Raw genomic sequence first — 13398 nt, 5'->3', positions numbered from 1 at the left:
TCACCGGCAGGCGTCAGTTGACCCGCTCACGGCGTTGGACGATGCTCCGCGCCATGCAGGTTCAGCCCCTTCTTTCTTCGATCGAGTTTGGCGCGCGGGTTACCGGCGTCGATCTCGGCTCCATGGATGACGACACCTTTGCGGAGTTCGAGGCTGCCGCGAACCGGTATGCGGTGCTGGTGGTTCCCGACCAGATCATGGACGATTCCACGCAGCTGGCGTTCAGCCGTCGCCTCGGCCCGCTCGAGACCACGATTCTGGAAGACAGTGTTGCGCACGGTTTCTCGCCCGAGATTGCCCATCTCGGGAACATGGACGCCAGCGGGCAGTGCCACGCGGCCGACAGCAGGAAAGTCGTCTACGACCGCGGCAACCGGTCATGGCATTCCGACAGTTCCTTCAAGACCGTGCCGGCCAAGTTTTCCATCCTGTCCGCGCGCATTCTTCCTGGAGAAGGCGGCGGTACGGAGTTTGCGGACTCCCGGGCCGGGTATGACACCTGGACGGGCGGCAAACACGGCATCGACAAGGAAGATCTCGTGGACGAGATCTGCGCGCACAGCATCATCTACTCGCGCATGCGGAACACCGGCGACATCTTCAACGAGTCCGAGAAGTCGACGCTGCCGGGGTCGCGGCAGCGCCTCATTCGCCGCCATCCGGCGACGGGGCGCCGCAATTTCTACGTGGGGTCGCATGCGGCGTACATCGAAGGCTGGGAAGAGGAGCGCAGTCGGGAGTTGCTCGACGAGCTGATCGACTGGTGCGTCCTGCCCGAGCGGGTCTACTCGCACACCTGGACCGAGGGCGACGTGGTCCTCTGGGACAACCGCCGGGTCATGCACCGCGGCAAGGAATGGCCGGAAGGCGAGTACATCCGGGTCATGCACAGGAGTACCGTGGCGGGCGACGCCGCCTCGATCGACGAGCCCAACTGATCCGACCGCGATGCGCCGGGATCGTCCGGCCATGCGGGCGCGGTATCAGGCGAGCTGAATGCCATCGACGGGGTCTGGGCTCTGATCCCCACGGGCCTCCGATCGAGTGCCGAAACCGGCTACAGCAGGTTCTCGGAGCGCCCAGAGCGGGCCTCCTCGCCAAGGTCCGGTGACTGTGGTCGCTTTCTCACCCGCCGGGCTGCCGGGGGTGCTTCCGTGCCGCGTGCAGGCGCCACCTTCCTCGACCGGCGATTCGCCGCGCAGGACCGCGCCCGGCGGATCGGATGCCAACTGGTGTCGTAGAGGCGGATGACCCGGCGGCGCAACCTGAACGGCGCGGCATGAAGCTATGCTCCGGTTTCCGGAGGAAGCGACAGAGCGGGCTGACATGGCGCATGACGTGCCGGGATACGAGCCCGGCAATCGTGCAGAGCTAAGCGATGACCGGCCGAACAGCGAGCAAGATCGCTTCAGGGAAGCCGTTCAAGCCGCGATCGATGCCAAGACGAAGCCCTTGGGCGCCCTTGGGAAGATCGAGGCGCTGGCTGAACGAATCGCCCGATTCCAGCATTCGCTGAAACCGCGCGCGGAGCATTGCAGGCTTACGCTCTTTGCCGCAGACCACGGCCTGGCGAAGGCTGGCGTCTCCGCCTACCCCCAAGCCGTGACCCGCCAGATGGTCCTCAATTTTCTGGCTGGCGGAGCGGCTGCCAATGCATTCGCAACCGCGCTGGGTGCTGAACTCGTGATCGTCGATGCCGGCGTGGCCGGGGTTCCGATCAGGCATCCAGCCCTGGTCTCCAGGCGTCTGGGGTGCGGGACGGCGAACGCCTTGGAGGAAGCGGCCATGTCCGCCGAGAGCCTCGGCTCCGGGCTGGAGACCGGGCGAGCTCTCGGGGCGGAAGGCACCCACGAGGTCGCCTGTTTCGGCGAGATGGGAATCGGCAATACCTCGTCCGCGAGTCTGGTGGCGGCCAAGACGCTGGGAATCGCCGTCGACGATCTCGTGGGCCCCGGCACGGGACTGGACGAGGCTGGCGTCATGCGCAAGCGGCAAGCATTGGCGACTGCCGCGGAGCGGACCGAGACTCACCTGGGTGCAGAGCGCGCGCTGACCGAGTACGGCGGCTTCGAAATTGCCATGATGACCGGCGCGATGCTTGGCGCGGCTCGATCCGGCAAGCTGGTGATTGTCGACGGCTTCATCGCAACCGTGGCGGCACTCTGCGCTCGAGAGCTTGAACCGGGTTCCGAGGGAGCCTTCATCTACGCTCACCGGTCAGCAGAAGGGGGCCACCAGGTTGTGCTGGATGCGCTCGACGGCGAGCCCCTGCTGGATCTGGGCATGCGTCTCGGCGAGGGCACGGGTGCGCTGCTGGCCTGGCCCATAGTCAGGGCAGCCGCAACCATGATGCGGGAAATGGCCAGTTTTGGTGACGCCGGCGTGAGCGGCCCGCATGCGCGCTGAGCTCGCGACCTTCGGACTTGCCGTCCAGTTCCTGACACGACTGCCAGTACCTGTCGGCGACAGCTACTCGCCGCAGCGCGAAGCGGCTGCAGTTCGCTACTACCCGTTGGTCGGAGTCCTGATCGGCGGCCTGTCGGCAGCCGTGTACTGGGTTGCCGCGTTGGTGTGGCCGGGTGTGCCGAGCGTCCTATTGGCCGTCGTCGCGGGCCTGCTGGTGACGGGAGGGCTCCATGAAGACGGCCTCGCCGACACCTTTGACGGGATCGGACGGACCCACCCGCGCGAGCAAGCCCTGGCGATCATGAAGGACAGTCGGCTGGGGGCCTACGGTGTGCTGGCCCTGATCCTCGTCTTGGCCCTGAAGCTTTCGGCTCTCTCGCAGCTTGACGTCGAGACGGCCTGTGTCGCGCTGGTGGCAGCCCATGGATTGTCGCGGCTGTCCGCGGTGCTCGTCATTGCCACGAGCCGGTATGTCGGGAATACCCCGGGACCTGCGGCGCAAAGGGTGTCGGCACCGGGACTTCTGGTTGCCGGCGGCACGGGACTCGTCGTAGTTGCGGGACTCGGCGGCTGGCTTGCGATCGGCGCGGCGCTTGGGGCCGTGGCCGGCCTGGCCATCGGCCATCTGTTCGTACTGGCGCTGGTTCGGCCGACGCTGGGAGGGCACACGGGGGATACGCTGGGCGCCGTGCAGCAGGTCAGCGAGGTCGGCGTCTACCTGGGGTTGGTCGCTTGGGCCTGATGCTCGTTCGACACACGCGACCGGAGGTGGCTGACGGTGTCTGCTACGGCCGCACCGATCTCGACGTTGCGGCCAGTTTCTGCGCTGAGGCCACCGCGATATTGGTTTCGCTGCCGCCGATCGAGCAGATCGTGACGAGTCCGCTGCGACGGTGCCGCCGTCTCGCCTCGCATATCGCTGCAGCGCGTGGACTGCAGCTCACCGTCGACGCCCGGTTCCAGGAAATGGACTTCGGCCGTTGGGAAGGCCTGCGATGGAGCGACATCCCCCGTCGGGAAGTTCGTGCTTGGATGCTCGATTTCCTCCATGCGCGCCCCCATGGCGGCGAGAGTGTGGCGGAGCTGCGCGATCGGACCCGGGAGGCGCTGTCCAGCTATGCCGGCTCCGGGACGCAGACCCTGATCGTCACGCATTCCGGCGTGATCAAGGTCGCGCTCGCCGACGGCGACACGATGGAGAGCTTCCGGACACCGGTCGCCTTCGGAGAACTGATCGCCGTCCCCGAGTACGGATAGCGAGCGGGAGCCATGGAAACCAACGAGGCCCATGTCGCGCGAATGAAAGCGTTGCAGGCGAAGCAGCGGCGCAAGTCTGCCGCGGCGCGGAACCCCGGCCGTGGGCTGGTCTTGGTCTTTACAGGCAAGGGCAAGGGCAAGTCGAGCTCAGCGTTCGGTGTGATCGCTCGCGCGCTGGGCTGGGAAAGGAAGGTCGGCGTCGTCCAGTTCATCAAGGGCAATTGGACGACCGGGGAGCGGAGGTTTTTCGCGAAGTTCCCGGATCAGGTCGACTGGTACACCATGGGCGAAGGCTTCACGTGGGACACCCAGGACCGCGACCGTGACGTGGCCGCAGCCGAAGCGGCGTTTGCCCGCGCTCTCGCCATGTTGACGGGCGGCGGCTACGACCTGGTCGTCCTGGACGAGATCAACATCGCATTGCGCTACGAGTACCTAAGCAGCCGCACGGTGTTGGACGGGCTGGTCGCCCGCTCTGACCGGACCAGCGTCATCCTGACCGGGCGGGACGCCAGTTCGGAGATTTGTGAGTACGCCGACCTCGTCAGCGAAATGCGGGAAGTCAAGCATCCGTTTGCCGCTGGAATCAAGGCGCAGCGGGGCATCGATTTCTGAAATCCGGCCGCGTCCGGGTTGACAAGACAATGCCCGCACAACGATAACGGTCGCAGATGGTGCTTCGCTCAGCGGGGCCTAAGAGGGAAGCCGGTGCAAATCCGGCGCTGTGCCCGTAACTGTGAGCCGGGAGCTGACGGCCAATCGTGCCACTGGGGAGCAATCCCTGGGAAGGCGGCCAGGAGCGAGGATCGGCAAGCCAGGAGACCTGCCATCGCGTCGTTCGTCCGGGGGCCGGGATCAGCCTCAGCGGGCGGGAAAGCGCAGGTAGTCGCCTTTCCCCTGTAACGGCATTCAGTTGCGCGGCCGTCCGCGCCGCTGCTGGCGGGCCGCACGTCGTTACGAGGCATACCTCTTCTCCGGACGGAGAGGTGTGACGGGATCAGGCACATGTGCAACCCAAAAATTTTCGCAGTGGCGGTTGCCACCATCCTCGCGCCCGTGCTGGCGCTGGCGGATGCTGAGGAGACTCGGCTCGACCGTATCGTGGTCGAGGGGTCGAAGCTGGGCCAAACGGCCGCAGAAGTCGGCTCCAGCCTCACGGTCATCACGAGAAGGGACATCGAGGAACTCGGTTTCGACTTTGCGCTTGACGCCATTGCGGCGGCGCCCGGCGTCACGATCAATTCCAATGGCGGTTTTGGCGGCGAAGCCAGCGTGCGGATCCGGGGAGCCGAGAGCGATCAGACGCTCGTCCTGATCGACGGAACGCCGGTGAACGATCCGTCCTCCCCCGGGGGCGGCTTCAATTTTGGGCGCCTGGACACGGCGAACATCGAGCGCATCGAAATCCTGAAAGGCCCGCAATCAACGTTTTGGGGCACCGACGCGGTGGGCGGCGTGGTATCGGTGATTACGAAGCGCCAACGGCGGCCATCGGGCGGGAGCGCCTTCGCTGGCTACGGGTCGTTCGACACGTTCCGTGGCGGCGCGTCCTTCGGGCACGTGCACGAACGGGGTGACTTCCGGATCGGCATGACCCGGACCCGTTCCGCGGGGATTTCCAAGGCTGACGCTGCCGACGGCAACGTCGAGGACGACGGCTACCGGTCGCTGGTGTTTTCGGGCCGTGGCGGAGTCATGCTCCCGGCCGACATGCGCCTGGACGCGAGCGTGTTCCGGACCGACGCGGAGGCCGAATTCGACGGTCGCGCGAGGAACGAGCACGGCGAGTGGGTCTTCGGGGATGCGGATCTGCTCAGCAAGACGACCGAGTTGGCCGCCAATGTTCGACTCAGAATGCCCACGGTCGGCGAGCGGCTGGAGAACATGTTCTTTGCCGGCTACTCCGAGATCGAGAGAGAAAACTTCTCCGACGGTGCCAGCAGCTTCACGGCCGACGGCGATCGCAGAAGCTACCGGTATCAGGGTACGTATGCATTCGATGCCGAGAACGTGCTTGCGTTCGGTGCCGAACGCGAGGAGACCATGGCCGACGGCGAGCAAGGGTCTCTCGACGGTTACTTCGTGTTGTATGAAGCCCGGCTGGGTGGGACCGGGCTGCTGACCGGGGGGGTGCGCAAGGACGATCACGCGCAGTTCGGTTCGGAAACCACCGCCCGGTTGGCTGGTTCATGGCGCCTTGCGGATTCAGTCCGGCTGAGAGCCAGTTGGGGTGAAGGCTTCAAGGCGCCGACGCTCGACCAGATCGCGCAGCCGTACCGTCATTTCTGTGGGGGAGACGAAGACGCCGGGTCCCAGCCCGCGCCCGCCCTGCGGGCGTCTACCTCGGAAGCATTTGACATTGGCGCCGAATGGCAGGCGCCGAACGGCCGCATGGATGCCGGCGCCGCCTATTTCGATCAGCGGACCAAGGGACTGATCGACTACAACTTGGGTAACTGCCTGTTCGAGAACCTGGCCGACGTGCGATCCAAGGGGATTGAGGTCTTCGGCAGCTACCGCGCCAGCAACTGGCTGGCGGTAACGGTGAACTACGCCTACATCGACGCGAGGAGCGGCACCGGGGAGAGATTGCAGCGCCTCCCCCGGCACTCCGGCGACCTGACCTTTCGGATCCGGCCTGCGGGCAGATTCACGGGCACGGTACTCGTGCGGTACAACGGCCGGGAACGCGACAACCTCAGTGATGGTCCAGGCCTTAAGGCCTGGACTCGGGTCGACGTGGTCGGCAGCTATCAGCTGAGCGAACGCGTGCAGCTGTTCGGTCGCGCCGAGAACCTGTTCGACGCGGACTACCAGCAGATTGCCGGATACGGGACGCCGGGCCTTTCCGGCTGGCTGGGGATGCGGCTGCAGTACTGAGTTCGACCGATGCTGGGGCGGCTCACCGTTTTCGCGGCTTTCTGCCTCGCCGCTGGCGATGCATGTCCGGCGACACGGAATTCCGAGCCGGCGGGTGCTCCGGCCCGCGTTGTCAGCCTCGACTACTGTGCTGACCAGTTCGTTCTCAAGTTGGCAGACAGGGACCGCATCCTCGCCGTGTCCCCCGACGCCAGGCGGGCCTTCTCGTATATGCGTGATGCCGCGGCCGGGCTTCCGGTCGCCCGGCCGGTGGCGGAGGACGTGCTGGTCCTGAAGCCGGACCTGGTCGTGCGCAGCTACGGGGGAGGGCCATCGGCAGCCGCGTTTTTTGCGCGTGCCGGCGTGCCCGTCCTGCAGGTGGAATGGGCATCGGATCTGAACGACGTCGTGGGCAACATCGAGCGAGTTGCTGAAGGCCTGGGCGTTCCCGGCCGGGGCGCAGAGCTGGCGGCAGACATGGAGGCCCGGCTGGCGGCAATTGCGGCAGCCCCGGGCGGCGCCCGGGCGCTTTACATGACGCCCGCCGGGGTTACGGCAGGGCCGGGGACGCTCATCCACGACATCCTCGCCGCGGCGGGGCTCAGGAACTTTCAGCAGGCGTGGGGCTGGCATCCGATTCCGCTCGAACGGCTGGCCTACGCGCAGCCCGATCTGGTGGCGGCGGGCTTCTTCGACGCGATGACCGGTTTCACCGGTGCATGGAGTTCGGCACGCCACCCGGTCGCACGGCGGCAGCTCGGCGGTCAAGACGTCGTGTTCCTTGAAGGCGCATGGATAGCGTGCGGTGGTTGGTTCGTGCTGGATGCCGTTGAAGCGCTTGCACGGCCCGGGCCGCGATGACTCCGCCCGCCTTGCCCCTCGTCGGTTTCGCGGTCGCAACGTTGCTGGCCTTGGCTGCCGCCTGCGGGCTCGGCTCGACCCCGATGTCGGCCGAGCGGGTGCTTGTCGCCTTGCTCGGCGGCGGGGATGCCGGTGATCGATTGGTGGTGTGGGAGATCCGCCTCCCGAGAGCGCTGGCCGCCTTTCTCGCGGGTGCGGCACTGGGCGCCAGCGGGGCCGCCCTGCAGGGCCTGTTCAGGAACCCTCTCGCCGAACCGGGAGTGCTGGGGGTCTCGGCGACGGCATCCCTGACGGCGACGTTCTTCCTCTACTACGGCCTTGCGTCGCTGTCCGCCTGGGCGCTTCCGGTGGCCGCCATCGCCGGCGCATTGGCGGCCACCGCCCTGATCGCGGTCGCGGCCGTGTTTACCCGGTCCATCGTCACGCTCATCCTGATCGGCATCGGCATCGCGAGCTTTACCGGCGCTGCCATGAGCCTCCTGATGAACCTCGCGCCGCACCCGTACGCGCTGTCCGACATGATCAACTGGATGCTGGGCTCGGTCGCCAACCGCAGCGTGGACGACATCGCGCTGGCCGCGCCGTTCCTCTTACTCGGTCTGATCATTCTGTACGGCTCGCGCCGCGGCCTCGCGGCGCTCACGCTGGGCGAGGAAGCAGCGGCAGGTATCGGCCTGAACCTTCTCCGGCAGAGAGCGGCGACGGTCCTGGGAGCGGGGCTCAGCACCGGCGCGTCGGTTGCGCTGGCCGGGGTGATCGGATTCGTGGGAATCGTGGCGCCACACATCGTGCGGCCGCTGGTGGCACACGATCCGGCGCGCTCGCTGGCCCCGTCGGCGCTGCTGGCCGGTCTGCTGCTGGTGCTGGCCGACATCGGGGTCCGGCTCATTCCGTCGGAGCAGGAACTGCGGCTGGGCGTCGTGGCGGCGCTGGTCGGCGCCCCGGTCTTTGTCTGGATCGTGGTCCGCAGAGGCGTCCGTGAGTGAACTCGTTGCGGCTGGCCTGACGCTGACGGCGGGCACGGCGACACTGGTCGACGGGGCGAGTTTTCGCTTGCGGCAACGGGAGCTGGTTGCGCTGCTCGGCCCCAACGGTGCCGGCAAGACAAGCCTCCTGCGGGCCAGTCTCGGGATCCAGAAGCGGAGTGGCGGCGAGGCGACCCTTGGCGGCCAGGACAGCGAACAGCTGAGTCCCGCGACCCGCGCACGCCTCGTATCGTACCTCCCGCAGGCACGCTCGATCGCGTGGCCCAACGTGGTTCGCGATATCGTGGCATTGGGGCGATTTTCGCATGGGGCCTCGATCGGAGCCCTTCGGGCGGCTGACCGCGAGGCGGTGGAACGAGCCCTCGAGGCCTGCGATCTCGCGCACCTCGCGAACCGGCGCAGCGATACGTTGTCGGGCGGTGAACTTGCCCGGCTTCATTGCGCGCGCGCCTTTGCTGCCGAAGCCCCGCTGCTGGTCGCCGACGAGCCCGTAGGCGGTCTCGACCCGTTCCACCAGTTCCGGGTGATGGACATCACCAAGGCCTTTGTGGACCGCGGGGGCGGGGCGCTGATCGTGCTGCACGATGTCGCACTGGCCGTGCGGTACGCAAACCGCCTGCTGTGGATGAAGGACGGGCGCATCGTCGCGCGCGGCACGCCCCAAGAAACCCTTTCGGCGGAGCGCCTGGCGGCGATCTACGGCGTGCGTGCGTGCGTCGACGGGCTCAGTGTTGCCCTCGAGGGGGCAGCGTGACGGCGCGCGCCCTGATGCTGCAGGGCACGGGGTCGGATGTCGGGAAATCCGTCGTAACCGCCGCGCTGTGCCGCATTGCCAGACGCCGCGGGCTGAGCGTGGCCCCATTCAAGCCGCAAAACATGTCAAACAATGCAGCGGCCTGCGCGGGGGGCGGCGAGATCGGCCGGGCCCAAGCGATGCAGGCACAGGCGGCTGGCCTCGCGGCCCATGTGGATCTCAATCCGGTGCTCCTCAAACCGCAGGCCGACACCGAGGCGCAGGTCATCGTCCATGGCGAGGTCGCGGGCTCCTTGGGTGCGGTCAACTACCTGGCCCGGAGCGATCACTGGCTGGGGCCGGTCATGGAGAGCTTCGAGCGGCTGGTCGCTGCGCACGACCTGGTGCTGATCGAAGGCGCGGGCAGTCCGGCCGAGGTCAATCTGCGGGATCGCGATATCGCCAACATGGGGTTCGCCCGGCGCGCCGGAGTGCCGGTCTGTCTCGTCGGCGATGTCGACAAAGGCGGGGTGATCGCCAGCCTGGTGGGCACGCGGGCAGTGCTGGATCCCACGGATGCTGCGGTGATCAGCGGTTTCCTCGTGAACAAGTTCCGCGGCGATCCGCGCCTGTTCGATGCAGGGATCGCGGTCGTGACAGGGCACACCGGCTGGCCTTGCTTTGGCGTCATTCCCTGGATCCCGGAGACGGCACAATTGCCGGCCGAGGATGCGGTGGTACTGGAGCGCCCGCGACGGGTGGACCGGGGAGGCCTGAAGGCTGCAGCCCCGATCCTGCCGCGGCTGGCCAACTTCGACGACGCTGGGCCGCTTGAAATCGAACCCGGGGTGTCCCTTGACTGGATACCGCCCGCGCGCCCGATTCCACAAGACGCGGACGTCGTGATCCTGTTTGGCACCAAGGCGACCTTGAGCGACCTGGCGTTCCTGCGGAGTCAGGGCTGGGATCACGACATCCTTGCGCACGCGCGCGCCGGCGGGCGAGTGTTCGGGTTCTGTGGCGGCTACCAGATGCTGGGTCGGCGGGTCGTGGATGCGGGCGGTGCCGATGGCGTGCCCGGCGAGGCGGCGGGACTGGGGCTGCTGAACGTCGACACGGTGATGACCTCGAAGAAACGCGTCGTTCCCGTGGTTGGTGAATGCGCGATCAGCGGCGAAGAGGTGGCCGGCTACGAAATTCACCTCGGCAGAACCGTTGGTCCCGACACAGAGAGACCGCTCTTCAGGCTGGGTGATCGGACCGACGGAGCCCGGAGCCCGGACGAGCGTATCGAGGGCACGTACCTCCATGGTGTCTTCGCCAGTGACCGATTTCGGCGGGCCTGGATAAGGCGCGCCGGAGGCATGGCCGGCGCTGCGCTTCGGCACCACGTGATCGTGGAGCAGGCGATCGACAGGCTCGCGGATCAGGTCGAGGCCGCAGTGGATTGCGATGCCCTGCTCGGGTGCGCGGCGCCACCCGGCTGGTCACCGTGAAGCCGTGACCGCGGGCACGCTCATGCTGGTCGCCTGGGCTATCGAGTTGATGCTTGGCTGGCCAGGCCCGCTGTTTCGATTGTTTCGTCATCCCGTGGTGTGGATCGGTGCGTTGATCGATGTGATGGAGGCGCGGCTCAACAGGCCCGGCCTCCCGGACGCTGTGCGCTGCATGCTGGGTTGCTTCTCCACCTTGGGCGTGACTACGGCCGCGGCAGGCATTGCCATCGTGATCTCGCGGGCGCTGCCCGACAATGGGATCGGCTTTGCGCTCGAGGCGCTGGTCGGTTCCGCGTTCATTGCTTCCCGAAGTCTGCACGATCACGCGGTGGCGGTTGCACGACCACTCGGCGTCGGCAACCTGACCGCCGCTAGGGCCGAGGTTTCCATGCTCGTCGGACGGGAATCGACAATCATGGACCAGCCCGAGATCGCACGGGCAACGTTGGAAAGCCTCGCGGAAAACACATCCGATGGAGTGGTTGCGCCGATCTTCTGGGGAGCGCTGTTCGGACTTCCGGGCCTCATTGGCTACAAGGCGATCAACACGCTGGATTCAATGATCGGCCACCGGAACGAGCGGTTTGCGGCCTACGGCGGCTTCGCTGCTCGGGTCGACGACGTTGTCAATCTGGTTCCGGCGAGGTTGACGGGGACATTGATCGTGTTGGCGGCAGCAAGCCCCGAGGCCTGGAGGGTGATGATCCGGGATGCTCGACGGCACCGGTCGCCGAACGCCGGCTGGCCCGAAGCGGCTTTGGCGGGAGCGCTGGGCGTTCGCCTGTCCGGGCCCCGCACCTATGCTGGCCGGTTGAGCGACGAACCGTGGCTCAACCCGGGGGCTCCGGATCCGTCCACGCAGGACGTTCGGCGCGGGCTGACCATCTATCGAAGGACCTTGGCCTTTGGCGCGGTGCTGTTGCTCGCGGCGGTTGTCGCAGGGGCCGCCTGGTGATCCAAGAATTCCTGCACGGAGGCGCGGTCGACCTGATGCGGAAGGTTTTTCCTTCCGCGCCGGAGCCGTGGATCGACCTGTCGACCGGCGTCAATCCTTGGGCCTACCCGACCGTTGATCTGGACGTTTCGGATCTTCGCCGGTTGCCGACGGCCGCTGCCTACGCCGCCTGCCGATCCGCGATGGCACTGACGTTCGGCGCCCCGGAGGAGGCCGTCCTGGTCGGACCCGGCAGCGAGCTGCTGATCCGCCTGCTGCCCACGGTAATCGCACCGAGACACGTGGCGATGCTGTCGCCGGCCTATGGCGCCCATGCGGATGTCTGGAAGGCCGCCGGCTGCCAGGTGACGGCGGTCGATAGTCCTCTGGACGTTTCGAGCGAAGTCGACGTACTGGTGCTTTGCAATCCGGGCTACGCTGACGGCAAGCTATACACGCCGGAAACACTGGAACGCCTCCGCTCTCGGCTCGCCACGCGCAAGGGCTGGCTAATCGTGGATGAGGCGTACGCTGACCTCAACCCACAGGCGAGTTTGGCCTCCCGGGGGGGAAGCGACGGGCTTATCGTCTTCCGCTCCGCCGGCAAGTTCTTCGGCCTGCCCGGTGCCCGCCTCGGCGCCCTAATCGCTCCGTCACAGATCCTGACGGCAATGGTCGAACGCCTGGGTGCCTGGCCGGTCTCCAGCCTGGCGCTACGCATCGGGAGGCTGGCCTACGGTGATCTGGGCTGGCAGACGGATACCCGTCAACTCCTTGGCGGAGCCTGCCGGCGCCTCGACCGGATTCTCGCGGACGCGGGTTTCGCGAGCGCGTGCGGAACGTCTCTCTATCGCGTCATTGAAACACCGTCAGCGACGAAGACTTGGTCGCGGCTCGCGCGCCGCGGGATCTACGTCCGCCGCTTTCCCTGGACGGAGCATCACCTTCGGATCGGGCTGCCGCCCGACCCTGAGGCCGAAGATCGCCTCGTGCGCGCCTTCACCCTTTGAGCAGAAGGGGTAGGCCTGCCGTCACCAAGTACACGCGGTCACAAACCGCTGCCACGTCCTGGTTCAACCGGCCCTGGGCATCGCGAAAGGCCCGTCCTGCCGGATTGTCCGGCACAAGTCCGAGCCCGACCTCGTTGGATACCAGGATCACGTGCCCCTGCAGCGATGCCAGCCCCGCGACCAGGCCTCCGGCTGCCCTTTCGGCATCGCGCCCGCGGTGCAGGAGGTTCGACAGCCAGAGCGTCAGACAGTCAACCAGCACGGATCGATCAGACGATGCGTGGGCGGCGATGGCGTCGATGAGTTCCACGGGCTCTTCCACGGTCGACCAGGTTCGGTCGCGATCCGCCCGGTGACGGGCGATCCGCTCTTCCATTTCCAGATCGATGGGTTCAGCTGTGGCGATGAACACCCGATGTTTGGCGACACTCTCGGCAAGAGCCTTTGCGTACGCGCTCTTGCCTGACCGTGCGCCGCCGATGACAAGGGTCCTGCCCATCATCCTCCCCTATAGCAGTCCATGTGAGGTCGGATCTGCCGTCGGGTACAATCCGACCGTCAATACTATTGGGCCGAAGTATATTTGATAGAATCCAGTTAAACGCCCTGGAGCCAACGTAACGTCGGTTTTACTTGCGAAAGTAGATTGATACAACTTGTAGTCAATGTAGCAGATTTTCTTTGTTGTAGAGTTGGGGGACAGAATTGGGTGCTATTGGAATTCTGGTTTAGTTGCGCTCGAATGTCGCGTTCCTATAATTTGCACAGAGGGGTGGGTCATCCGGTTCAGTCTGCATTCTGGTGCCTGACGCCCCACCACCATCTTCACCTGATCATCCCAACGCGGTTGAGCCCT

At 66.3% G+C, this 13398-nt stretch carries 13 protein-coding genes and 1 riboswitch; of the genes, 12 read left to right on the top strand and 1 reads right to left on the bottom strand.

Annotated elements, in window-relative coordinates; genetic code table 11:
* The first annotated feature begins 41 nt into the window (after window positions 1-41).
* The 12 genes from OXH60_06220 (at window position 42) to OXH60_06165 (ending at window position 12542) form a co-directional block, all read left to right on the top strand.
* Window positions 42-938 (top strand): TauD/TfdA family dioxygenase, encoded by an 897-nt coding sequence (locus OXH60_06220; GenBank protein MDE0711713.1) that lies wholly within the window; start codon window positions 42-44, stop codon window positions 936-938.
* A gap of 349 nt (window positions 939-1287) precedes the next feature.
* Window positions 1288-2406: a nicotinate-nucleotide--dimethylbenzimidazole phosphoribosyltransferase gene (gene cobT, locus OXH60_06215; GenBank protein MDE0711712.1), complete on the top strand. Its 1119-nt coding sequence runs from the start codon at window positions 1288-1290 to the stop codon at window positions 2404-2406.
* Window positions 2396-3148 (top strand): adenosylcobinamide-GDP ribazoletransferase, encoded by a 753-nt coding sequence (gene cobS, locus OXH60_06210; GenBank protein MDE0711711.1) that lies wholly within the window; start codon window positions 2396-2398, stop codon window positions 3146-3148. The genes cobT and cobS overlap by 11 nt, the downstream gene beginning before the upstream one ends.
* Window positions 3148-3663: an alpha-ribazole phosphatase family protein gene (locus tag OXH60_06205; protein ID MDE0711710.1), complete on the top strand. Its 516-nt coding sequence runs from the start codon at window positions 3148-3150 to the stop codon at window positions 3661-3663. The genes cobS and OXH60_06205 overlap by 1 nt, the downstream gene beginning before the upstream one ends.
* A gap of 12 nt (window positions 3664-3675) precedes the next feature.
* Entirely contained in the window at window positions 3676-4278 is a 603-nt protein-coding gene (gene cobO, locus OXH60_06200; protein MDE0711709.1) for a cob(I)yrinic acid a,c-diamide adenosyltransferase, read from the top strand.
* Between the two features lie 40 nt (window positions 4279-4318).
* Window positions 4319-4509, top strand: a riboswitch (cobalamin riboswitch).
* Between the two features lie 159 nt (window positions 4510-4668).
* Window positions 4669-6543, top strand: coding sequence for a TonB-dependent receptor (locus tag OXH60_06195; GenBank protein ID MDE0711708.1), 1875 nt, complete (start codon window positions 4669-4671; stop codon window positions 6541-6543).
* A gap of 9 nt (window positions 6544-6552) precedes the next feature.
* Window positions 6553-7383: an ABC transporter substrate-binding protein gene (locus OXH60_06190; GenBank protein ID MDE0711707.1), complete on the top strand. Its 831-nt coding sequence runs from the start codon at window positions 6553-6555 to the stop codon at window positions 7381-7383.
* Window positions 7380-8369, top strand: a complete 990-nt coding sequence (locus OXH60_06185; protein ID MDE0711706.1) for an iron ABC transporter permease — start codon at window positions 7380-7382, stop codon at window positions 8367-8369. Before OXH60_06190 ends, OXH60_06185 begins: the two co-directional genes overlap by 4 nt.
* Complete coding sequence (locus OXH60_06180; GenBank protein MDE0711705.1) at window positions 8362-9123, top strand: ABC transporter ATP-binding protein; 762 nt, start codon at window positions 8362-8364, stop codon at window positions 9121-9123. The genes OXH60_06185 and OXH60_06180 overlap by 8 nt, the downstream gene beginning before the upstream one ends.
* 14 nt (window positions 9124-9137) lie before the next feature.
* Complete coding sequence (locus OXH60_06175) at window positions 9138-10598, top strand: cobyric acid synthase (protein MDE0711704.1); 1461 nt, start codon at window positions 9138-9140, stop codon at window positions 10596-10598.
* Between the two features lie 4 nt (window positions 10599-10602).
* Entirely contained in the window at window positions 10603-11553 is a 951-nt protein-coding gene (gene cbiB, locus OXH60_06170) for an adenosylcobinamide-phosphate synthase CbiB (GenBank protein ID MDE0711703.1), read from the top strand.
* Window positions 11550-12542 (top strand): pyridoxal phosphate-dependent class II aminotransferase, encoded by a 993-nt coding sequence (locus tag OXH60_06165; protein MDE0711702.1) that lies wholly within the window; start codon window positions 11550-11552, stop codon window positions 12540-12542. Before cbiB ends, OXH60_06165 begins: the two co-directional genes overlap by 4 nt.
* Here the strand turns inward: OXH60_06165 and cobU are convergent.
* Complete coding sequence (cobU, locus tag OXH60_06160; GenBank protein MDE0711701.1) at window positions 12532-13041, bottom strand: bifunctional adenosylcobinamide kinase/adenosylcobinamide-phosphate guanylyltransferase; 510 nt, start codon at window positions 13039-13041, stop codon at window positions 12532-12534. The genes OXH60_06165 and cobU overlap by 11 nt on opposite strands.
* Window positions 13042-13398 lie beyond the last annotated feature (357 nt).

The organism is Rhodospirillales bacterium, from assembly GCA_028824295.1.
GTDB lineage: Bacteria > Pseudomonadota > Alphaproteobacteria > TMED109 > TMED109 > VXPW01.
Note: the sequence above shows the minus strand (reverse complement) of the source record. Positions and strands in the feature narration are given on the sequence as shown.

Coding starts and splice junctions, on each gene's coding strand:
- OXH60_06220 (MDE0711713.1), top strand. CDS start 42: ATGCTCCGCGCCATGCAGGTTCAGCCCCTTCTTTCTTCGATCGAGTTT.
- cobT (MDE0711712.1), top strand. CDS start 1,288: ATGCTCCGGTTTCCGGAGGAAGCGACAGAGCGGGCTGACATGGCGCAT.
- cobS (MDE0711711.1), top strand. CDS start 2,396: ATGCGCGCTGAGCTCGCGACCTTCGGACTTGCCGTCCAGTTCCTGACA.
- OXH60_06205 (MDE0711710.1), top strand. CDS start 3,148: ATGCTCGTTCGACACACGCGACCGGAGGTGGCTGACGGTGTCTGCTAC.
- cobO (MDE0711709.1), top strand. CDS start 3,676: ATGGAAACCAACGAGGCCCATGTCGCGCGAATGAAAGCGTTGCAGGCG.
- OXH60_06195 (MDE0711708.1), top strand. CDS start 4,669: ATGTGCAACCCAAAAATTTTCGCAGTGGCGGTTGCCACCATCCTCGCG.
- OXH60_06190 (MDE0711707.1), top strand. CDS start 6,553: ATGCTGGGGCGGCTCACCGTTTTCGCGGCTTTCTGCCTCGCCGCTGGC.
- OXH60_06185 (MDE0711706.1), top strand. CDS start 7,380: ATGACTCCGCCCGCCTTGCCCCTCGTCGGTTTCGCGGTCGCAACGTTG.
- OXH60_06175 (MDE0711704.1), top strand. CDS start 9,138: ATGCTGCAGGGCACGGGGTCGGATGTCGGGAAATCCGTCGTAACCGCC.
- cobU (MDE0711701.1), bottom strand. CDS start 13,041: ATGGGCAGGACCCTTGTCATCGGCGGCGCACGGTCAGGCAAGAGCGCG.